Genomic DNA, 23175 nt, shown 5'->3' with positions numbered 1-23175 from the left:
AGTGCTGTATCTAATACACTTAATATATTAAAGTTTATTTATTTTATCTCTATTTTTTTTAACATCCTTTGTCGCATTTCTTGTATCATAAAGGATCTTAGCCTTTTCAATCATCAATTCATAGTCGTAACAACTGTGATCTGTAGTGATGATTACTATATCAGCATTATCAATTTCTTTTTCCCAATCTACTGATATATATTCAATACCTTTATGTTTAAAAGACGGAATATATGGATCATTAATCATTATGTCCGCACCATTTTTGTTTAATATCTCAAGGACTTTCAATGTTGGTGACTCTCTCATATCATCTATATCTTTTTTATATGCTGCACCCATAACAAGTACTTTTGCACCATTTAACGCCTTTTTATGTCCGTTTAAAAGCTTCATCACGTTCTCAACTACAAATTCTGGCATAGAATCATTAATTATACCTGAAGTCTCTATAAGTTTTGTATGATAATCATACTCTTTTGCCTTCCATTCCAAGTAGAATGGATCTAGTGGTATACAGTGACCACCAAGACCTGGACCTGGATAGAATGGCATAAATCCATAAGGCTTAGTTTTTGCAGCTTCAATAACTTCCCAAACGTCAATTCCCATCCTCTTACACAATATTGCCATTTCATTAGCTAAGGCTATATTTATATTTCTAAAGGTATTTTCAAGAATTTTTTCCATCTCAGCTACTGCTGGTGACGATACCTCCATAATTTCTCCATCCAATACACATCTGTATAAAGTTCCTGCAACCTCAGTGCACTCTGGTGTACATCCACCTACAACCTTAGGTGTATTTTTAGTGTTATATTCCTTATTACCGGGATCTACTCTTTCTGGTGAAAATGCTAAAAAGAAATCCTCTCCACATTTTAATCCACTTTCTTCAAGAATTGGTTTTATAACTTCATCCGTTGTTCCAGGATAGGTTGTGCTCTCAAGAATTATAAGCATTCCTCGCTTTAAGTATTTTGCTACATCTTTTGTTGAGTTAACTACATAGGATAAGTCCGGCTGTTTATAAAGATCAAGAGGTGTTGGTACAGCTATACATACTGTATCTACTTCTTCTATGAAGCTAAAATTCGTAGTTGCTTTTAGCTTACCCGCTTTAACAAGGGCTGATAAGTCATTATCTACTATATCACCTATATAATTTTCTCCATTGTTAACCATAACAACTTTTTTATCTTGAACATCAAATCCTATAACTTCATATCCCGCCTTAGCTTTTTCTACTGCTAGAGGAAGTCCTACATATCCAAGACCTACTACACCTAGTTTAGCTGTTTTATTCTTTAATTTTAATAATAATTCTTCCTTTAATTGACTCATAATTGTTCCTCCTATTAGTAATTTATTACATTACACAATTCGTTACATATCTTAGTCTTTCTTTCTTTTATATGTAGGAACTTTTTCTTCAAGCAATTTTATTATTTCTTCTTTAGTCATATTATCTACATTTCTAAACTGTTTTATAGCTTCTTCAATAAATTCTATAGTAGCATCTTTAGGTTTTTCTACAAAAATTTTATTATGCTCTGTAGATGTAAGTGCTACTTCATCCATTAAAAGCTCTTCATACAACTTTTCACCTGGTCTTAATCCCACATATTCTATTTTAATATCTACATCTGGCTTATATCCAGATAATGTTATTAAATCTCTTGCTAAATCAACCATTTTAACCGGTTTACCCATATCTAATACAAATATCTCTCCACCATCTGCAAGACCACCAGCTTGAATAACTAATTGAGCAGCCTCAGGAATAGTCATAAAGAACCTTGTTATTTCTGGATGGGTTACAGTTACTGGTCCACCCTTTTCAATTTGCTTTTTAAATAGTGGTATTACTGAACCATTACTTCCAAGAACATTTCCAAATCTAACTGCTACATAATCTGTTTTACTAACTTCATTAAAAGCTTGAATTATAAGTTCACAAAATCTTTTAGTGGCTCCCATTACATTAGTTGGATTTACTGCCTTATCTGTACTAATTAAAACAAACTTTTTAACATTATATTTATTACAGCATTTAGCTACATTATATGTACCTAAAATATTATTTTTAATTGCATCCCCTGCATTTCCCTCCATTAAAGGTACATGCTTATGAGCTGCTGCATGGAATACCACTTCTGGTTTGTGCTCGTCAAATATTTGATCTATTCTTATCATATCTCTTACAGAAGCAATAATTACTTGTTTATTTATTTCTGGATAGTTTCTGTTAAATTCCATTTCTAAATCATAAGCATTATTCTCATATATATCCAGAATAATTATTTTTCTAGGTGAGAATTTTGCTATTTGCCTAATAATTTCAGACCCAATACTTCCACCACCACCAGTAACTAGTATTGTTTTATTTTTTATATATCTTTCTATATGCTCCGATTTTAGCTTTATCGATTCTCTTCCCAATAAATCATCAATGTTCACATCTCTCATATGATTTACATTTATGCTATCATCAATAATTTTATAAATACCTGGCATGGTTTTAATATTTTTTGTCACCTGTTTACATATATCTAGAATTTCTTTCTTAGTATTCTTATCCACTGATGGCATCGCAAGCATTATTTCATCAACTTTGTTTTGCTTACAAAAGGATATAATCTTATTTCTATCTCCTACAACCTTTACTCCATGAATTCTCTTACCTATCTTATTTATATTATCATCAATCAACCCAACAATTTTATAGTGCAAAGTACTATTATTATTTATTTCTTTAATAAGTATAGCTCCAGCATCTCCAGCACCTATGATTAACAAATTCTTTTTTTTGTTAATCGATCCTTTATCTGTTCCATTATTCTCCATGATTCTATATAAAAATCTAACTCCACCTAAGCTTATTACGCTCAATAGCCAAAATATAATATGAACAGTTATTGGAAATCTAAAAAATCTACTTTTTAACATAGTGTGGCTTATAAAATAACCATAGATTATAAATACTATATTAGAAGCAGTCATAGAATATACTATCGATAGTAACTCCTCAACAGATGCATATTTCCAAATATTACTATATAGTTTGAATATCATATTAAATATAATTGTTAATGCTACAACTGGAACTATTGATAATATAAAAAACTCTCTATAATCAGGTTGTATCCTGAAATCAAATTTTAGTAATAAAGCCAAATATAAACTTATTGCGACAAGAATTACATCTAAAACTATATTTTTATTTTCTTTTTTCATAACTTCACTTCCTAAATCAATTATGGTAATCAAATACTTCAAGATGTTTTGAAATGCAAATTTCAAAAGTTTATCACAGTTATTATACTGTTTTTTGCATGTAAACACAATTGCATTCAAAGTTATTCATAAAATATTATTTAATTATTTATATTCTATTGATACATTCTTTTTCGTTTGATTATCCTAATGTTTCTTCAAGTTCCTTTACAATTTCATCCTCTGGATCTAATTTTTTAGCTATATCTAAATGTATTTTTGCTTGATTAAAATCCTTAATATTTATATAACACATTATTAAATTAGTGCATACCTCTATAGATTTGGTAACCTCAAATACTTTCCTTAAATACTTAATTGCAGTTTCGAAATCATTCAAGCAAGCATAGTTTATCCCAAGTTCATTAAACACCTGAACATAGTTACTATCTATAGATAATGCTTCATTTAAATAGTATATAGCTTTTTCATAGTTTTGTAAAATTCTATAAGAAACTGCAATATAATAAAATATCTCAGCGCTATCCCCTAATACATCTATTAGTGGTAATAATACTTCTAACGCTTTCTTTGGCTCTTCATATACAAGTTCTTTCCCCTTATCAAAAGAATTGATTATATCTAGATTCTCTTTTAATACCTCAACCTCTTCACTTACATTTCCTCCCAATGATATATATTGTTTAATATTAAAATGAGCTTTTTCAAAATCTTTATCTTCATAACTTACTAAGGCTGAATAATAATAGGGTTGTGGATAATCCTTAATCTCTTTTCCAATTTCAATAAGTTTAATAATCTCTTCTTTAAATACAATATTATTTTTTCTCATTCCATCAATTAAAATAAAAGCTTTATTTAAATTATCTGTTGTAATTTCAACTTCCAATAATCCTTTTAATAATATATATCCATCTTCATACTTTTCATTTTTAATATTCTCAAATATTTTTCCTTTTATATAATTAACGCTATTAGGAATGGATTCTATTATTTCCTTATATACATGATTAAATTTAAAGTTTTTATCTGCTCCTAGTGCATAAAAAATTCCCTCTATAAAAAAATTAACAGGAATATTAGATAAATCATCTCCTTCTTTAGTTTTGGAAACTATTTTATCTGAATTTACTGGTAGATATATATTATCTTTAAATACATATTCATTTATTTTGCTACCTTTTTTTATTTCAAGAAATAGCATTTTCTCAAGTTTTTCTAAAAAATAATTTTCATTACTCATAATGCACCTTCTTACTATTCTATATTTTTTAATTTATTCCACTAAACTATATTACCATTTATTTTATTTTTAATCATCTGTTTTTTGTATAAAGTAATATTTTCGTATTTTTTTTATTTTTTATATAACACAATTTAATAAACGCATAAAATTTATATGCTTTATTATACATTTATAATCTTATAACTCATATAATAAGTAAAACATTATAAATATTTAATTATAAACTAAAATCTTATTGCATTGATACTAATATTATTCTATAATAAATTTGTTTTATAACTTTATAAATATTATATTTGGAGTAAAATTATTATAGGGAGGTCATTAAATTATATTATTGATATCTCTATACTTTATAAATTAGAAAGAGGGTATGGAATTGTATAAGTTAAACCAAAATGAAACCCCATTATTTGATGCCTTAATGGAATATGTGAATAGAGACACTCTTCCATTCCATGTTCCTGGGCATAAAAAAGGTGTTGGAGTAGACATAGATTTTAAAAACTTCATGGGCGAAAATCCGTTTAAGATTGACGTTACAGTTTTTAAACTAGTAGATAGTTATCATCATCCAACAGGTCCTATAAAAAAAGCTCAAGAATTAGCTGCTGATGCCTACGGTTCAGATGCATGCTTTTTCTCTGTTCATGGAACATCCGGCGCTATTCAAGCAATGATTCTTTCTGTAGTAGGTGCTGGGGACAAAATAATAATTCCTAGGAATGTTCATAAATCCATTACTGGAGGAATTATCTTAGCTGGTGCTATCCCTGTATATATGCAGCCTGAGTTAGATAAAAAGATAGGAATTGCAAATGGAGTTACACCTGAAACAGTAAGAACTACATTGGAAGCTAATAAGGATGCTAAAGCTGTTCTTATAATCAATCCAACTTATTATGGTGTATCTACAGACATTCAGCAAATTGCTGATATCGTTCATGAATATGATATTCCTTTAATAGTTGATGAGGCTCATGGACCGCATTTAAACTTTAATAAAAATTTACCTATGTCTGCCATGGAAGCTGGTGCTGATATCTGTGCTCAAAGTACTCATAAAATTATTGGTGCTTTAACTCAAGGATCTCTACTTCAAGTTAACTCTAAAAGAGTAAGTATTCCAAGGGTAAAACAGGTTTTAAACTTAATGCATACAACTTCGCCTTCTTATATTCTAATGGCTTCATTAGATACTGCTAGAAGACAAATTGCATTGGGTGGAGAAGAATTACTAGATAAAACAATAGAACTTTCTAATTATGTTAGAGATGAAGTTAATAAAATCCCTGGTTTCTATTGCTTTGGCGAAGAAATCTTAGGAGTTCCTGGAGCATATGCCTTTGATCCAACTAAAATTACAATAACTTGTAGAGATTTAGGTATAACTGGTTATGATTTGGATATGATTTTAACAAACAAGTATCATATTCAAATGGAACTTTCGGATTTATATAATGTCCTTATTGTAGGTTCCTTTGGCGATACTGAAGATGGCATGGAAAGACTTTTAAGAGCTTTGAGAGAAATCAGTGATGACTATTATGGCAAGGGTACTGCTAAAGCAGACTTCATAGACATCCCTTCCATTCCTGAGCAAATACAGATTCCTAACGAAGCCTTCAACAGTGTTAAAACTTCTGTTAGAATTAAAAATAGCGTAGGCATGATTAGTGGTGAATTCCTAATGGCTTATCCACCAGGAATACCTGTACTATGCCCGGGAGAAAAAATCACACAAGAAATTGTAGATTATGTTCAACAACTAAAAGATACTGGCCTTTATGTTCAAGGTACTGAAGATCCTGAAGTTGAGTATATAAATGTAGTTAAAGATGAGGATGCAGTATTTATTAACGTTGAATAATAAATGTGAATTTTATATTATATAAATTATAATAATTAAAGGTATGATATCTCTCACATACATACCTTTAATTATTTTTATTAATCTTTAACTGTATTGATCTTTTAATTTTTTTTCTTATTTCTTAACTCTAATAATTTAAATTCAGCATTGGTTCTTCCTGAATTTACTATACTTTTTAAATACTGATTATAAGACATGTTAATAATGCTTTCATAAGCTCTAATTAAACTTTCAAAATAACCCATCATATAGTTTACCTTCATTAATGGATCTGTATAAGATATATTAAATCTTATAGTATATTTTTTCCTTACTTTCTCTGCCGCCTTTTTTAAGCAGTTATAACTTGAAGATCCTTTAGCTATGAGTATCACCTTTTCATAATTACATGCCATCACTTCTTTATATGCTGGCATACATGCTTCAATAATATTTTCATCAAAGTATTTCTGTTTTGATGTTTCTTCCTGTACTACCTTAAGAAAATCTTGTAATTTCAAGTTAGTTTTAGCTCTAAGTTCTATTAGTTTTGATAATATATCTTTAACCTTTTCAACTTCCTTATGTTCAATATCATATTTTTTATTCATTTTCTCAATGATTTCAAAGCCTTTCATCATTAATTCCAAATCAGTTTTATTTTTTTCTACTTCTTCTTCATTTTGAAGAGCCTTAATTATACTACCATTATCATCATTTAAGAATGCTTCCATGAAAAAGAATATTCTTCCTAGTCTCATTATTGTTTTCTCATCTTCTACTACTTTATTATTTGCATCAATATATATATATCCCTTTTTCTTACCAATTAAGCTGACAATACCTTTCTTTTCAAATATTACCTCTTTATATGTATTTCCCAAAAATAGCGCTGGCTCAGATATCTTAATATCTTCAAATAACTTACTATATTTTTTTATAGCTTTTTTTTCTTCTGAATTTGGTGCTTTGTATATTCCCATTAATTATCCTCCCATAGTAATTTTACTTATATAATTATGAATAGTAACCACTAAACTTAATATACTCTTATTATCATTAGATCTACTTTTCAGACTTTTACTATAATATATTATATCAGAAAATAATGAAAATCATATAAATTTATTGCTTATATAAAAAATATTAGCTTTACCTCTATATAATAGAGTAAAGCTAATATTTTATAGAAACTTATTCTAAACCTTATAATGAACAAGCTTCAATCATGAAATTAACTCTTCTGATTTTCCTCTATACTTCCATTCCTGCAACTAAAGCTTTCTTATTTAACTCTACAGCCTTTGCTGGCACTAATGAAGCTACAACCTCTTCCCAATTTACTTCCTTTATATCTAGGGCTTTAAGTAACGCTCCTAGTAATACAACGTTTTGTGCTTTCATATTACCTAGATCTTTTGCAATTTCTGCCGCTTTAATTATAACTGTATTTTCTGCTGTAGATCTTAGTGCCTCATTTACACCCTCTGGATACTTTTCTAGTCCTATTAGTACTGGTACAGGATGAATTTCATAATCATTTACTATTAAATGTCCACCTTCTTTTAAATAAGGTAGTGCTCTTAGTGCTTCACTTTTTTCAAAAGCAACTATGGCATCAGCTTTTCCTTTTTCTATTAAAGGAGAATAGACTTTTTCTCCAAATCTAACTTGAGTAGTAACACTTCCTCCTCTTTGAGCCATTCCATGAACCTCAGACATTTTAACGTCATAGCCATTTCTTAACAAGCCTTCAGATAATATTTTTGAAGCTAGGATAGTTCCTTGTCCTCCTACACCTATAAATAATATACTTTTTACTTCCTTCATATTATTCACCAACCTTTTCTATAGCATCAAATGGACAAACTTGCTTACATATTTCACAACCATTACACATGCTTTCATCTATTTCCACTACACCATTTTGGAATTTCAATGCTGGACATCCTGTTTTTAAGCACATTTTACACTTCTTACATTTCTCTACATCAACTTTACACTTTAAGTTAGCTCTTTTCTTTAATACGTCTTTTATCAAAGCACAAGGTTGTTTTGTAATAATTACAAAAGGTTCTGTGCTATCATGAGCTTCTTTTACAGCCTTTGAAGTTTCTTCTATTTTATATGGATCTACTACCTTTATATTTTCCTTTTTAATACCACATGCAAGGACTAAAGCTTCAATATCTACCATTGGAGCTTCTCTATTTTGAAGGGTTCTACCTGTTCCTGGATTTTCTTGGTGCCCTGTCATTCCTGTGATTCTGTTATCAAGAATTACAGTTACTATCGGTGTATTGTTATAAACACTTTCAATTAATCCAGTTACTCCTGAATGGAAGAACGTTGAATCTCCAATAAATGCAAATACCTTTTTATCTTCTCTATTAGCTACTATACTAGCTCTTTCCATTCCTACACCAGCTGATATAGAAGCACCCATGCAAATTACAGTGTCAGTTACACTAAGTGGTGCATTCATACCAAGAGTATAGCATCCAATATCTCCAGAAGCTATTACATCCTTATATTTTGATACTGCATAGAATATTCCTCTGTGAGGACATCCTGGACATAGCACTGGTGGTCTAGAAGGTGGATTAGTATCTGCTGTATAAGTTATTTTATTTTCTTCTCCTAAAATACCTCTTCTAATAATGGCTGGATTTAGTTCTTCACATATAGGAATAACTTCCTTACCTATGCAGCTAATTCCTAAAGCTTTAACTGAATTTTCTAAGTATGGATCATTCTCTTCTACTACATATAATTTTTCTACCTTAGATGCAAACTCTTTAATCATTTCATCTGGTAATGGGTAAGAGAAACCTATCTTTAGGTATGATACATTATCTCCAAAAACTTCTCTACAATATTCATAAGAAATACCACTAGTAATTATACCTATCTTTGTATTGCCCATTTCCATTCTATTAAGCTTTGTAGTATTAGAATATTGTCTTAGCTTCTCTAATCTCTCTTCTACTTCATAGTGTTTAATTTTTGAATGACCTGGAGTCATTATATATTTTTTAATATTTTTTTCATATGGCTTCACTTCTACAGCTTGTTTATCTCCAACCTCTACTACTGTTTTAGAGTGTGAAATTCTAGTTGTAACTCTAAATAAAACTAATGTATCAAATTTTTCACTTATTTCATATGCTTCCTTCATATAGTCAATGCATTCTTGTGAGTTTGATGGTTCAACCATTGCAACCTTAGCATGAGGAGCATAAAATCTGTTATCTTGCTCATTTTGAGAAGAGTGCATTCCTGGATCATCAGCAGTTACAACTACAAAACCTCCGTTAACTCCTTCATATGCCATAGTAAATAATGGGTCAGCAGCCACATTAAGTCCTACATGCTTCATTGTAGTAAGCACTCTTGCTCCTCCAATAGATGCACCTGATGCTACTTCAAAACCAACCTTTTCATTTGGTGCCCATTCTGCATATACACCTTCATATAATGCAAAGTTCTCTAATATTTCTGTACTAGGTGTTCCTGGATAAGCTGATGCTACATGACATCCAGCTTCATAGGCACCTCTAGCGATGGCTTCATTACCAGTCATTATAACCTTTTTCATATTCACATTCCCCCATTACAATTTATCTTTTAATAATTAATTAACTATCCTACTTCAATTATTCCCCAATAATTGTTTACCCTAAAATACTACCTAATGCTATTGAATAAAGCTTGGATTTTGCACTATCTGCTCTAGAAACCAATACTACGGGGCATTTTGCACCTACAATTACTCCAGCACTTTCAGCACCAGCAAAATAAGTCATAGACTTTCCTAGGAAGTTTCCAGCTTCAATATTAGGTACAAGAAGTATATCCACTTCTCCTGCTACATCACTTACAATTCCTTTGTGGTGAGCCGCTTCCTTAGATATAGCGTTATCAAGTCCCAGTGGACCATCTATTATACAACCTTTAATTTGTCCTCTCTTATTCATTGCTGAAAGAGCTGCTGCATCTAAAGTTGCCTGCATTGATGGATTAATTACTTCTACAGCACAAATTGGTGCTACCTTTGGCATATCTATCTCTAGTGCTTTTGCCACTGTTACTGCATTCTTTAATATTCCTATTTTATCTTTTAATTCTGGATATGGCACCATTCCTCCATCGGTAAGAAGTAACAGCTTATCATAAGACTTTACATCATACACCATTACATGAGATAGTAAATTATTTGTTCTTAGATTTGCTTCCTTATTAAGTACAGCTCTTAATAAATCTGAAGTCCCAAGTAATCCTTTCATTACATAATTAGCCTCGCCCTTTGTAACCAATTCCACAGCCTTTGCTGCAGCCTTAGTTATGTCACACTCATTAATTATTCTTACTCTAGATAAGTCTATATTAGAATCTTTTGCTATAGTTTTAATTTTCTCTTCATTTCCAACTAATATAGCATTTATGATACCCATGTCCACTGCCTTTATCACTGCTTCTAGAACAACATTGTCTTGTGCTACTGCTACTGCCATAGTTTTCTTTTCTTTTTTCTTTGCTAATTCTAACAATTCTTCTAAACTTTTAACCATATTTTCACTCCTTATGTATAGGTTTACTAAAAAATTGAAATAAGTAGTAGATATCCAACACTTTTTTTATAATATTTTATATTTTCTTACTTTTAAGTATAATGTGTAATCCTTTCTGAGTCAATTTTAACTGCTAAAGTGTAATAGTGTATTTTTTATTTAAAATTAACAAAAATAGATATCTTAAATTATACAATTTAAGATATCTATTAAAAATTTTTATTACTTTAAAAAACTTTACTTATTCGATTATTTTCTTTGGAATATAATTCTCTTATCTATACTATCTACATCTTTACATCCCGTAAGTACCATAGCAGATTTCAACTCTCCCTTTAATCCATGAACATAAGTTTTTACACCATCTCTTTTACCACCAAAGGATGCAGTTACAAAAGGCCTTCCTATTAATACAGCATCTGCACCAAGGGCTAAGAATTTAAGTACATCTACTCCTGTTCTTACTCCTCCATCAGCTAAAATCTTAACTTTACCCTTTACTGCTTTTGCTATATCTTCAAGAACATCTGCTACACCTGGAGTTTCATCTAAAACTCTACCTCCATGGTTAGAAACTACTATAGCATCTACACCTGATTCTACTGCAAGTAATGCTTCATCTACTGTCATAATTCCCTTTAGTATAAATGGAAGTTTAGTACTGTTAACTAATTCCTTTATCTCCTTTACTCCTTTAGGCATTACTGGCTTCCCATGAAGAGCTAAAGTTATAAGTCCACAGGCATCTATATCCACGCCTACGGCAAATGCTCCTGACTCCTCAGCTAATTTTATCTTTTCAATTATATTTTTATTTTCCCATGGTTTTATAAATACAATACCTTCACCATTAAACTCCTTTAACACTTTTAAATTAGTTGTTAAAAATGTATCTACTGCTGTATCTCCTACCATTGGGTATATACCTGCATCTAAAGTACCTCCAATAACCCAAGAAATATACTCTTCTTCAGAATACTTTCCACCCATGTTAAGAGTAGTTCCTGAAACTGGAGCTGCAAAAACTGGTATATCTAACTTCTTACCAAAAATCTCAATAGCTGTATCTGGATCCTTAGCATCGTGAATTACGCGCATATTAAGCTTATATCTTTCAAGAGCTCTAATGTTTTCTGTAAATGCATTTCCAGTACCTTTTCCACCCATACCTGGCACTTCTCCTGCACAAACAACTCCATTGCATACATTACATACTTTACAGCTATTATTTAAATTAACTCTAGCTTCTTTTCTAACATCACTATAATTCATAAAATCCCCACCTAACTATAAAACTAAATATTATTTTCCTCAAAGAATTTATCCAATTCATCTTCAGTATAAATCTTTATATTATTTCTAATTAAAATCTCTGCAGTTACTCCATTACCTGTTTTTTTACCACCTGAAAAAGTACCATCATATATAATTCCTTTTCCACATGATGGACTCCTTGCCTTTAAAATAGCTGTATCAATTTTTAACTCTCTAGCTATATTTAATGTTTCCTCTGCACCTTTAATAAATTCACCAGTTACATCATCACTTACATCTCTTCCTAAAACCCTACATTTTCCATCTAAGACCATAGCACCATCACCATTTACAATCTCATGAGCTTCTCTAGGAGTCGCCTGTCCTCCAAGTTGCTCTGGACATACTGGTATAGCCTTCCCTTGTCTTAAAAGTTCAAGAATTTTTTCATTTAAATTATTGTTACCGTCATATTTGCAGTTAATACCACAAAGACATCCACTTACCAAAATCATTTCGTCAACCCCTATACTCTAGTATTACTTTAACTCAACCACAGTAACTCCTGTTCCACCTTCTCCATAATTACCAAGTCTATAGCTTTTAACATGGGGATGATGTTTTAATAAATCAGTTATAGAACTTTTAAGTACTCCTGTTCCTTTACCATGAATTACTGTAACTTCGCCGAGACCACCAAGATAAGCTTCATCTAAATACTTATCTGTGGTATAAATAGCCTCCTCGGAATCCATACCCCTTAAGTCTACTGAAGATGATACTGCTTTTAGATTAAGCTTAGCTTCTCTTCTTTGAACCTTAGCTTTTTTCTTATCTTCACTAGACACTTTTCCCTTCCTTAAATCCTTAAGCTTTACAGAGATTTTCATTATTCCAGCTTGAACTTGAACTTCTCCCTTATTATCCACCTCGGATACTACTATAACATTCTGATTTAAAGATGGAAGATATACCTCCTGTCCTTGAGTTACAGAAGTTAATCCTTCTCCCTTAGGCTCATCTTTTTTACTTAATTTTTCTTCCATGTTATCAAGAGAATCCTTTATCTTCTTTCTTTCATTCTCTATTTTAGTTCTAGCTTCTGAAGAATAGCCTAACCTTTCAAGTTCTCTTATATTTTTAACAATGGAATCAGCTTCTTCCTTAGCAGCTTTTATAAGCTCTTTAGCTTCTCGTTGTGCTTCATAGATAGCTTTTTCTCTAACATTTTCGAACTTATATAACTTTTCTTCATATTTATTTTTTAGTTTTTCTGCTTCTGCTTTTAAACCTTCTGCCTTCCTAGCATCATTTTCTGCTTTAATGCTCTTTTGTTGAAGATTTTGTATTAACTCTTCAAACTTTAAGCTCTCTGTGGAAATATTTTCTTTAGCACTATTTATAATATACTCTGGAAGACCAAGCCTCCTTGATATTTCAAAGGCATTAGATTTACCTGGCACACCTATAAGCAAATTATAAGTTGGTCTTAAAGTTTCAACATCGAATTCTACAGAGCCATTTTCTACTCCAACAGTTTTTAAAGCATAACCTTTAAGTTCACTATAGTGAGTAGTTGCTATTATTTTTGTATTTCTATCCCTTAAGTTATCCAAAATACTCATAGCAAGAGCTGCACCCTCCGTTGGATCTGTTCCTGAACCAAGCTCATCAAAAAGTGCTAAAGTATTTTCATCTGCTTCATTAATAATATTTACTATATTAGTCATATGAGATGAGAAAGTAGATAAACTTTGTTCTATACTTTGTTCATCACCAATATCAGCAAATATATTTGAGAATACACTAACAGCTGAACCTGCTCTTGCAGGAATCATCATTCCACTCATAGCCATAAGCTCTATTAAACCTACAGTTTTTAGTGTTACAGTTTTACCTCCTGTATTAGGACCTGTAATAACTAAAGAAGTAAACTCTCTACCAAGATAAATAGTGCTTGGTACTACTACCTTTTGGTCTATTAAAGGATGCCTAGCCTCTATTAAATCTATAATTCCTTTATCATTTACCTCTGGACATATACAATTTAATTCATTGGCATATTTAGCTTTTGCAAATATAAAATCTAATTCCCATATAATACTTCCATTATTCTCTATAACATCAATGTTACCTGCAATTTTTAAAGTAAGTTCCTTAAGAATTCTATTTATTTCTGCCTTTTCTTTATTTCTAAGTTCTCTTATTTCATTATTAAGATCTACTAGTCCCATAGGCTCTATAAATAATGTAGCACCTGTACCACTCTGGTCATGGATCAAACCCTTAACCTGTTCTTTATACTCAGATCTTACAGGAAGTACATATCTATCTCCTCTTACAGTATAAAGACTTTCTTGAAGATATTTAGAGTAGGTCCTAACCATGCTATTAACTCTGTCTTTAATGGAAGAACTTTTATCTTTTAGTTTCTTTCTAATTATAAATAAAGTTTCACTAGCTCTATCTGCAATTTCATCCTCTCCAATAATAGCTCTAAAGATTTCATCTTCAATATTCTTAAAGGGAACTATACCTGCTATTATATCTTCCAAAACTCTATAAGTTGTTTCATCGTCCTTACTCTGTACATATTCCTTAAAATTTCTAGAACTTTTAAGCATATTACCAATTCTAAGTAATTCTACTGGCATAAGTGTGGAATTTTTCTTAGCTCTTAAAAGCGCTTCCCTAACATCATATATTCCTTCAAAGGGTGGTGCACTTTTTGTAGTTAATAAAATTAATGCTTCCTTAGTCTCCTCTAAATGCTCTTTGATTTCATAGAGATTGTTATATGGTTTCAGATTATCAATTAAATCTTTCCCCGCTTTTGTAACTGTATACTTTTTTAATATTTCCTTGATTTTATAATACTCAAGTACTTTAAAGGTCTTTTCATTCATTTCTTATCCCCTACTTTCTATTCAATTCCCCTCTTATAATGTCCTTTTGTAGTTTTCCCTAAATCTACATCTTCATCTTTAAATATATATTTCATCACCTTTAAAACCTGATTATAATCTTCATCTATAAAGTCAACTCTATAATTGTTAATATTATTTTTCCTTAATTCCTTAATGAATGGAACTATATTTACAGGTAATGTATTATATATATGGCTTCTACAATATTTATCCGTAGTAACCAGAAACTCTTCATTCATCCTATCTCTTAATACAAACTTATCCTTGTCACATCTGAAATTACAGTTTGAAGTAGAGCTCTTATCACCAAAGGTACTGCCAATTACACAGTATTCACTTACCATAAGTTCATACTTACCATAAACTACTACTTGCACTGGAGTTTTAATATTTTTAGCTATAGAAAACATTTCTTTATTGTTAAGTTCTACACTTAAAGCTGATATATCTGTATACCTATTATAAAAATCATAGCTTTCACTATTTAAAATATTTAACTTATAATCTCCAATTATGTTAAGTCTGTTTTTAAACACATTTATTATACCTAAATTAGCTGTAATTAACCCCTTAATTTTAGAAATATTCTTTTCTATAGCTTCAGTAACTAAATTAAATTCACTTTTTATTATATTAGGAACAATCATATATAAATTTTCATAATCTACTTCTTCTAAATTAAAACCTCCACCCTTTTTAAATAAATCTACTCCTATAGCTGGATCTATATCTGGATTTTCATCTATAAAACTTAATACACTTTTTAATTGTTCTAGAGTTTTAACGCATATTAGATACTCATCATTAAATATATCTTTAGCTTCTTTAGAATTCCTATTAAATTCTTTATAAGCCTTTTCTTCCACATGCCGTTTATCACGAATTTTAATATACTTCATTATATCTTCAATAAGCTCACGTCTTACACTATTTATAGATGATACCCTTAAAAATCCTTCTTCAAAGGTTTCAAATTCAATGTTTTCTAGTTTAAAAGGAGTATCCCCTAACTTATTGAGATTTTTAATTATGGCTTCCTTATCCATAGGCTTATTAGCTGCAACCTCTACATTTTCTCCATAGACTTCAAATTCTTTTTCCTGATAAACCGTAGATAAATAAAATCTTTCTCCTGGAGCAAATCTAACCTTTATAGTTAAGGGTAACTTTACACCATAAATATCTTCATAATTTTTTTGAAGTTTAGTTAAAAGTTCAGTATCTGAAGTTACATATACTTTATCTCCAACCTTATATTTAGTAGGCATAAGCTTCACTTTTTCGCCTTTAGAGGCTTCTTTAACCTTTTCTTTCCCCTTTAAAATATTTGTGATTGTAAATCCACTATTATCAGTTCTAACTCCATCCTGGGCTTTTATATCCTTTTGAAGCTGTATGGTTAAATCTTTTTCAACGGTGCCTAAAAATACACCTGTATTTTTGGGGCAATTATATGCCATCATGTCTCTTCCAATGTTTCCTCTAAGATATGCCTTTGAAAACCCTTCTCTATTAAATAATTGATTTAATATGGCCTTTTTAGGTGCTATCTCAAAACATTTGTTGTGATACACACTAGCTATAGCTTCTCTATAGGTAGTTACAACACCACTTACATATTCAGGCTTTTTCATTCTACCTTCTATCTTTAATGATGAAGTCCCACTTTCAATTAAACTTTTAATTTCATCTATAGTACAAGTATCCTTTGGACTTAATAAATACCCTTCTCTATTTTCTCCACTAGATTTTTTTATTATAGTATAAGGTAATCTACAGGGCTGTGCACATCTTCCTCTATTTCCGCTTCTTCCTCCTATGATACTACTCATAAGGCATTGTCCAGAATAACTTATACATAATGCTCCATGGACAAATATTTCTGTTTCTATATCTAAGTCCTTTGAAATATATCTTATTTCATCTAGACTTAACTCCCTTGATAAAACTATTCTTTGAAAGCCCTCATTCTTTAAAAATATAGCCCCTTCTCCATTATGTATAGTCATTTGTGTGGATGCATGAATTTCAAAATCTGGTATAGCTTCTTTTATAATTTTAAATAATCCCATATCTTGAGTTATAATAGCATCTACACCAATTTCATATAGAAACTTCCCATACTCTAAAGCTTCACCTAACTCGTCTTCTTTTATCACAGTATTAAAGGCTATATATACTTTAACATTATATAAATGACAATAATTCACTACTTCTATTAATTCTTCTTCATTAAAATTATTTGCATAGGCTCTAGCAGAAAACTTACTCCCGCCCATATATATAGCATCTGCACCACCTTGAACAGCAGCATAGATACTTTCTTTACTTCCACCTGGCGCTAATAATTCTATTTTATCCATATGTTCTCAACTCCTATCAATAAGAAATGTCTTTATTCTATATTAAAAAAGTCATACTTATTTTATTAGTACTTATTTTTTACTTCTCATGGATTATTATATCACAATTCTCTTTGTTACAAACTGTAAAAAATAATAGGAGCTAATACCTTTTTATTGGTTAGCCCCTATACATCTTAATTCATCAATTTTAAATATCCCTCATATATGCCTTCTAACATATTCTTCAAGTTATAATTATATCTTATATATTCTTTTAGTTTATTATTTTTTCTTTCTGCCCTACTTTTCTCTACTGCTAATTTTATACTATTATGATTATAAGGATCACAATATATTGCCATATCCTTAAAATATTCCTTTGAAGCCCCTTCCTCCGTAACCACTATGTTACATCCATAAGCTGCTGCCTTAAGGGATGATAAACTTGTAACTTCTGAAAAACTAGCTAATACGTGAGCACTAGAAAAGGTGTATGCATTATACAAATCATAGTCATTCATAAATCCTAAATAATGTGTAGTCGGATAAGCTAAACATTCTTTTAAGTAACGCTCCTCTGATGCCGTTCCAACTAGAACTAAGTCTACTCCTATTTCATTACATATCTTACTTAATTCTAATTGGTTTTTCACTTCACAAATTCTTCCTACACACAATATATAATTATCTAAATTATATCTCTCCTTAAAATTATATAACGGAACCTCATCATAATTTATATCTACTCCATTATAAACAACTTTAATATCTCCCTTTGTAGTGAAATCCTTGGTTATTAAAGACTTTTCGTATATACTATTGCAAAATATGATTTTACTCTTCTTCAAAATTAATTCCTTATAAGCTTTGCAATTATTCCATAGATTTTTTCGTTCCATATTATTACTATATTCGAAAAACTTCTCCATATTAAAATACATCGGTGATACTACTATACTACATTTACTATTACTAGCCAATTTAAAATGTTTATAAGCATCAAATATATTTTTAATATCAAATAGATGTACTATATCATAATCATCATAATTAGCCTCCTCATTGGCTCCACATATATCTACATTAACCCCTTTCTCTTTTAAAAAAGTGTATATTTTAAATATTATAGTAGTATCTCCTGAACTTAAATTTATATAATTACTTCTAGCACATAGCAAAACTTTCATGTATAATCCCCCTAAGAATTATGGTTTTACCTAATACCTATGCCCATAAAATTTTAATTATCACAATATTAAAGAATAAAATTATATTTAATTCATAAATATAGCTAATTATCCTAAAATAAAAAATAGGCGATAATATATAAATATAATATTATCACCTAAACTTTTACTTTTTTCTTACATTAACTTGTCCATTTTTCATAAGCTGAAGGTTTTTATCCTCAATCTCATGACTAAGTTGCTCTAGCTGTCTTACTCTAGCTATTTGGTCATATCTTAAATTATTATTTTCAGATAGAAGCTTTTTATTAAAGGTCATTTGTTTTTTATTATCCTTTTTTAACTCTTGAACAACTTGATCCATAAGTTCTAATTGCTCTTTAAGATATGTAACCTCATCCTTTAGCTTTCCTATCTCTTCATCTTTATCCGAAGTGTTAACTTTTCTTAAGTCTTCATTTTCTTTTTTTGCAGCCTGTAAATCTCTTTTTAGTCCTTCTACTTCGGAAATAAGATTTTTTTGTTCCTTTGCAATCATTTTATAATTTTCATTTGCCCTTTCGCAGGCCTCTTTATTTTTAAAAACCTCATCTCCTAAATTAATTGCTGCAAGAATAGTAGCATCAGGACGACTTATTTTAGAATTCTTAAACATTAGACTATTTATTTTATTATCTACATATTGAGCAACCATTTGTAGATACTCATCATTTTCTTCTCCTCTAAGGTTATATTCCATTCCATTTATCTTAACTGTTATAATGCTCACATAAACACCCTCTTAATTATAAATTTACATCTGCATAAACTTATAATCATTTTAACATATATTAGCTATTTATTAAATAAGGTATTTAATAAATATTCCAAATACTTGTCAACAATATGTTTCATAAAACTTAATTAAATATAAATATAATATATTATGGTACATATTTTATAATTATTTTGTAAAATTTTACCATATTATCAAGCCACAGTTTTTATAAAAATTATTCTTTTCTAACTACCAAAGTATTGCAAATAAAAAATGTTACACAACTATTTCTTTATATTAGTTATGTAACATTCTTCTTATTTACCCTCTATAATCATTCCATCAGTAATAGTAATAATTCTATCTGCCATTTGTGCTATACTACCATCGTGAGTAATCATGATTAGTGTTTGATTATACTTTTCTATGGTTGATTTTAGTAGTTGCAATACTTCTTTACTATTTTTACTGTCTAAATTTCCTGTAGGTTCATCTGCAAATATTATGGACGGTTTATTAGCTAGTGCTCTAGCAATGGATACCCTTTGCTGCTGCCCTCCAGATAGTTCACCTGGAAGATGTTTTCTTCTTTCTTTTATATCAAGAACATCCATAATTTCATCAATATACCCTTCATCTACCTTTTTACCATCCATTAATACTGGAAGTTTTATATTTTCCTCTGCTGAAAGTATAGGAATTAAATTAAAAGCTTGAAATATAAATCCTACGTTCTGTCTTCTATATCTAGATAACTCATTTTCACTTAACTCATAAATATCTTGTTCATTAATAAATACCTTTCCTGCTGAAGGCTTATCTAATCCTGCAAGAAGATGTAGTAATGTACTTTTTCCAGAGCCACTAGGTCCTACTATGGCTACAAATTCTCCTTCTTTAATCTCTAAATCCGTAGGTTTTAACGCCTTTACTGCAGTTTCATTCATTCCATAGGTTTTAGCTAGACCACTGGTTATTAACATACTCATATTAATTCCTCCATTACTCTTCTACTCTACATCCCTAATACTCTCAACAATACTTGATTTAAATAATATTTTTGACGGTAATATAGATGATAGTAGTGTGATTATGATTGTAATTATTATAATTATAGTCATTTGGCCTATTGGTATATGCCAGCTTATAATCTGACCTAGCCAAAGCTCTGAATTTTTAGTTATAATTGCTGAAATTCCCAAAGTTAGCAGTACTGAAATTGCAGAAGATACTATTCCATAAATGGCCCCTTCCCACATTATGATCTTCTTCACCTGCTTTCCACTAAGGCCCATAGCTCTTAGGAATCCAAACTCTTTCTTCCTCATAATTGCGCTCATATTCATGATATTAATAAGATTTATTATGCTTACTATGGCTACAACAATAACTATACTGTACATGGCAAATATAATTTGAGCATTATTTACCTTTACTTTTTCTAGTTCTTCTCTGTAAGATAATAATGTAGCTCCCTTATCACCATCTACAACTGCTCTTAACTCTTCTTCAACTTCTTCATAGTCATATCCCTCCTTAACATTCCCTTCCCAATATTGATATTTAGTCATTTCCATATGTTTCTTCATGGCAGAGTCAGGTAGAATTATTGCTGATGAGTGTACTGTTGTGCTTGGAGTACCTAAAGGTAATCCTTTTATTGCTTCTTCACTAACTATAGCTCCAACTTTAAACTCTGGATAAGTTCCACCTAAAAATTCTCCATTATCATTTAACTTAGTAAATGAAGGTTGTACAACATCTCCCACAGATAAATTAGTGTAGTTCAATCCATCTATATTTTGTACAAGAATTAATATATCTTCATTTTTCATCTTGTCTATATCTATCTCACCAGCAATGACATTTTTCTTTAAAGCTTCTAACTCCTCATCACTACGTCCTAAAATTGTAACTTCTATTAAATATCTATCCCTAGATATACACTGTGATATATACTGTACAGACTTTCCTAATTCTTCATAGGTTCTTAATCCTTCTTCTGTATAATTTTCTTTTTCAATATCCATAGTTGTGCCTCTTCTCTTAAGCTTTAAGGTTACATCCAATCCTTCCACAGAAGAAACCTTTTCTAGCGATAATCCACTTTTAGAATCAACTTTAAAATCTACCTTGAAGCTATCTTTAAAGATTGCCACAGGATTTGTAGAACCTACCACATAATTTACTGTCATAAACATGGTTATAGTTATAATTAAAGATAAACATGTAGATAAAAATCTTTTTTTATTTCTAATTATATTTATAAACGCCAAATTGATTTCAAAAGATACCTTTTTTAAAATAGATTTATCTAAGCTTCCTCTCATATTACTACTCTTTAAACTAGTATTTGCTCCTCCAGTTATAGCCTCTGTGGGTGATATAACCGAAGCTTTTCTAGCTGGAAAATAAGTTCCTATAAATGCAGTTAAAAGTCCCACTACAATTGCTACTAAGATAATTTTAGTATCCATTGTTCTCACTGTACCTAAATTCTCTATTCCAGTGACTATTTTTATAATATACCTAGTTATCCAGTTTCCTAATAAAATTCCTATAGGAATAAATACAATTGTTATAAGCATACCCTCAATTAAAATCATGGCTTTTATTTTCCATGGAGGACATCCCATTGCCCTAAGCATACCAAATTCTTTAGTTCTCTCTGATACACTAACATTAAATATGTTATAAACTATTACACTAGAAATTACTATTAATATTAATGAAACAAAAAACATTATATTATCATATTTTTCATATTCACTTTTTAATTGTAACTTAGGTTCGTTAGCAAAAAATCCTCCGGTAGAATATCTTGATTCAGTTAACTTTTTTACAGCATCCTCAACAGAGTAAGATGGCTTTATCATTATATATCCGTCAGCTTCTACACTTTGCATAGTAAGCTTTTTCTCTTTTAATATCTTTTCTCCAAATTCAGGTGTAATATATGCATTCCCTTCCTTTGGATAGAACCAGTTTCTATAGGTAAAATCATAAGTCCCTGTAAGTACGAACTCTGTTTCACCCTTCTCATAATAAAATTCTGTACCTCTGCCTCTGTGAACTATGGTATAAGGAATGGTTATCTTATCTCCTATTTCATACTTTTTAGGAAACAAATCTAAAATCCACTTTTCTATAGCTATTTCATTATCCTTTTCTGGATATCTACCTTCTATCAATTCTAGATTTAATATATCTGTAGCATTTTCTTTAAATGCCGAAATTTGAAGACTATTATCTGTATTCGGCACATCATATCTGCCAATTGGCCAAACCGTAGTAACTTCTTTTACAACCTCTTCTTTTGCAACTCTATCAAAATCCACATAACCTAAAGTTCCTAAATAGATATCATGTATTCCTCCTGAATCATCCTTCATCTTCTGATATAGCGATTCCTTTAAAGCTTCTGATATAGTGCCTAATGATACTATTAGTGCCATAGATACTATAATACCTAAAGCTACAAAGATAATTCTTTTTTTCCCCTTTTTAATATATCGTGGAATAATCCCCCAAAAACTTTTCATATTTTCCCCACCTTAACTTTCCCTTATTAGCTGATATAACTATATTTTTATATGTAAAATATTATAATGTTAATCTATATATATCCATAATTGTACATTAATGAGTATACAAATTCAATGTTATAGGTACTTTTTTGTAGAATTACAAATTATTTTTATAACCTATGTCATACCCCTTTATAAGTCTCACAAAACCCTTCACTCTAATCAAATAGGATAACCCTATATAAAATTTCCCATAAAAAAATAAGTAGATG

The 23175-nt window shown here is 30.2% G+C and carries 16 protein-coding genes; 1 reads left to right on the top strand and 15 read right to left on the bottom strand.

Annotated features, from left to right (window positions below):
• Nucleotides 1-27 precede the first annotated feature (27 nt).
• The 3 genes from B2P65_RS02595 to B2P65_RS02585 all read right to left on the bottom strand — a co-directional run bounded on the left by B2P65_RS02595 (nucleotide 28) and on the right by B2P65_RS02585 (nucleotide 4480).
• Complete coding sequence (locus B2P65_RS02595) at nucleotides 28-1344, bottom strand: nucleotide sugar dehydrogenase (RefSeq protein WP_346879537.1); 1317 nt, start codon at nucleotides 1342-1344, stop codon at nucleotides 28-30.
• A gap of 51 nt (nucleotides 1345-1395) precedes the next feature.
• Nucleotides 1396-3237: a nucleoside-diphosphate sugar epimerase/dehydratase gene (locus B2P65_RS02590; RefSeq protein WP_346848614.1), complete on the bottom strand. Its 1842-nt coding sequence runs from the start codon at nucleotides 3235-3237 to the stop codon at nucleotides 1396-1398.
• Nucleotides 3238-3418: 181 nt separating this feature from the next.
• Entirely contained in the window at nucleotides 3419-4480 is a 1062-nt protein-coding gene (locus B2P65_RS02585) for a tetratricopeptide repeat protein (RefSeq protein ID WP_346848613.1), read from the bottom strand.
• Nucleotides 4481-4862: 382 nt separating this feature from the next.
• Between B2P65_RS02585 and B2P65_RS02580 the strand changes: the two genes are divergently transcribed.
• Nucleotides 4863-6353: an aminotransferase class I/II-fold pyridoxal phosphate-dependent enzyme gene (locus tag B2P65_RS02580; protein WP_346848612.1), complete on the top strand. Its 1491-nt coding sequence runs from the start codon at nucleotides 4863-4865 to the stop codon at nucleotides 6351-6353.
• A gap of 104 nt (nucleotides 6354-6457) precedes the next feature.
• On the opposite strand, the gene B2P65_RS02575 is transcribed toward B2P65_RS02580, so the two are convergent.
• From B2P65_RS02575 to B2P65_RS02520, 12 genes are all read right to left on the bottom strand, one after another.
• Nucleotides 6458-7318 (bottom strand): hypothetical protein, encoded by an 861-nt coding sequence (locus tag B2P65_RS02575; protein ID WP_346877771.1) that lies wholly within the window; start codon nucleotides 7316-7318, stop codon nucleotides 6458-6460.
• A gap of 271 nt (nucleotides 7319-7589) precedes the next feature.
• Entirely contained in the window at nucleotides 7590-8165 is a 576-nt protein-coding gene (locus B2P65_RS02570) for an indolepyruvate oxidoreductase subunit beta (RefSeq protein ID WP_346848610.1), read from the bottom strand.
• Between the two features lies 1 nt (nucleotide 8166).
• Complete coding sequence (gene iorA / locus B2P65_RS02565) at nucleotides 8167-9933, bottom strand: indolepyruvate ferredoxin oxidoreductase subunit alpha (protein ID WP_346879536.1); 1767 nt, start codon at nucleotides 9931-9933, stop codon at nucleotides 8167-8169.
• A 76-nt stretch (nucleotides 9934-10009) separates the two neighbouring features.
• Nucleotides 10010-10906, bottom strand: a complete 897-nt coding sequence (locus B2P65_RS02560) for a phosphate butyryltransferase (RefSeq protein ID WP_346848608.1) — start codon at nucleotides 10904-10906, stop codon at nucleotides 10010-10012.
• A 249-nt stretch (nucleotides 10907-11155) separates the two neighbouring features.
• The gene (locus tag B2P65_RS02555) at nucleotides 11156-12178 is read right to left on the bottom strand and encodes an alpha-hydroxy-acid oxidizing protein (RefSeq protein ID WP_346848607.1); all 1023 of its coding nucleotides are present in this window, start codon (nucleotides 12176-12178) and stop codon (nucleotides 11156-11158) included.
• Nucleotides 12179-12201: 23 nt separating this feature from the next.
• Nucleotides 12202-12675 (bottom strand): DUF523 domain-containing protein, encoded by a 474-nt coding sequence (locus B2P65_RS02550; protein ID WP_346877768.1) that lies wholly within the window; start codon nucleotides 12673-12675, stop codon nucleotides 12202-12204.
• A 24-nt stretch (nucleotides 12676-12699) separates the two neighbouring features.
• Nucleotides 12700-15066, bottom strand: a complete 2367-nt coding sequence (locus B2P65_RS02545; protein WP_346848605.1) for an endonuclease MutS2 — start codon at nucleotides 15064-15066, stop codon at nucleotides 12700-12702.
• Nucleotides 15067-15083: 17 nt separating this feature from the next.
• Entirely contained in the window at nucleotides 15084-17450 is a 2367-nt protein-coding gene (locus B2P65_RS02540; protein ID WP_346879535.1) for a U32 family peptidase, read from the bottom strand.
• Nucleotides 17451-17626: 176 nt separating this feature from the next.
• A complete protein-coding gene (locus B2P65_RS02535) occupies nucleotides 17627-18619 on the bottom strand; it encodes a glycosyltransferase (protein WP_346848603.1) in 993 nt (330 codons plus the stop codon).
• Nucleotides 18620-18785: 166 nt separating this feature from the next.
• Nucleotides 18786-19388 carry a cell division protein ZapA gene (locus B2P65_RS02530; protein WP_346848602.1) on the bottom strand — a complete coding sequence of 201 codons (603 nt, stop codon included), beginning with the start codon at nucleotides 19386-19388 and terminating at the stop codon, nucleotides 18786-18788.
• A gap of 305 nt (nucleotides 19389-19693) precedes the next feature.
• Nucleotides 19694-20365: an ABC transporter ATP-binding protein gene (locus B2P65_RS02525; RefSeq protein ID WP_346848601.1), complete on the bottom strand. Its 672-nt coding sequence runs from the start codon at nucleotides 20363-20365 to the stop codon at nucleotides 19694-19696.
• 21 nt (nucleotides 20366-20386) lie between these two features.
• Nucleotides 20387-22918 carry an ABC transporter permease gene (locus B2P65_RS02520; protein WP_346879534.1) on the bottom strand — a complete coding sequence of 844 codons (2532 nt, stop codon included), beginning with the start codon at nucleotides 22916-22918 and terminating at the stop codon, nucleotides 20387-20389.
• Nucleotides 22919-23175 lie beyond the last annotated feature (257 nt).

This window comes from Clostridium sp. UBA3061 (assembly GCF_002367465.1).
Lineage (GTDB): Bacteria > Bacillota > Clostridia > Clostridiales > Clostridiaceae > Clostridium_J > Clostridium_J sulfidigenes.
The sequence above is the reverse complement of the archived record's forward strand: the minus strand, read 5'-3'. Positions and strand labels throughout refer to the sequence as shown.

What these genes read in the sequence shown, in the direction of transcription:
- B2P65_RS02595 (WP_346879537.1), bottom strand. Translation starts at nt 1,344, where the DNA reads ATGAGTCAATTAAAGGAAGAATTATTATTAAAATTAAAGAATAAAACA.
- B2P65_RS02590 (WP_346848614.1), bottom strand. Translation starts at nt 3,237, where the DNA reads ATGAAAAAAGAAAATAAAAATATAGTTTTAGATGTAATTCTTGTCGCA.
- B2P65_RS02585 (WP_346848613.1), bottom strand. Translation starts at nt 4,480, where the DNA reads ATGAGTAATGAAAATTATTTTTTAGAAAAACTTGAGAAAATGCTATTT.
- B2P65_RS02575 (WP_346877771.1), bottom strand. Translation starts at nt 7,318, where the DNA reads ATGGGAATATACAAAGCACCAAATTCAGAAGAAAAAAAAGCTATAAAA.
- B2P65_RS02570 (WP_346848610.1), bottom strand. Translation starts at nt 8,165, where the DNA reads ATGAAGGAAGTAAAAAGTATATTATTTATAGGTGTAGGAGGACAAGGA.
- iorA (WP_346879536.1), bottom strand. Translation starts at nt 9,933, where the DNA reads ATGAAAAAGGTTATAATGACTGGTAATGAAGCCATCGCTAGAGGTGCC.
- B2P65_RS02560 (WP_346848608.1), bottom strand. Translation starts at nt 10,906, where the DNA reads ATGGTTAAAAGTTTAGAAGAATTGTTAGAATTAGCAAAGAAAAAAGAA.
- B2P65_RS02555 (WP_346848607.1), bottom strand. Translation starts at nt 12,178, where the DNA reads ATGAATTATAGTGATGTTAGAAAAGAAGCTAGAGTTAATTTAAATAAT.
- B2P65_RS02550 (WP_346877768.1), bottom strand. Translation starts at nt 12,675, where the DNA reads ATGATTTTGGTAAGTGGATGTCTTTGTGGTATTAACTGCAAATATGAC.
- B2P65_RS02545 (WP_346848605.1), bottom strand. Translation starts at nt 15,066, where the DNA reads ATGAATGAAAAGACCTTTAAAGTACTTGAGTATTATAAAATCAAGGAA.
- B2P65_RS02540 (WP_346879535.1), bottom strand. Translation starts at nt 17,450, where the DNA reads ATGGATAAAATAGAATTATTAGCGCCAGGTGGAAGTAAAGAAAGTATC.
- B2P65_RS02535 (WP_346848603.1), bottom strand. Translation starts at nt 18,619, where the DNA reads ATGAAAGTTTTGCTATGTGCTAGAAGTAATTATATAAATTTAAGTTCA.
- B2P65_RS02525 (WP_346848601.1), bottom strand. Translation starts at nt 20,365, where the DNA reads ATGAGTATGTTAATAACCAGTGGTCTAGCTAAAACCTATGGAATGAAT.
- B2P65_RS02520 (WP_346879534.1), bottom strand. Translation starts at nt 22,918, where the DNA reads ATGAAAAGTTTTTGGGGGATTATTCCACGATATATTAAAAAGGGGAAA.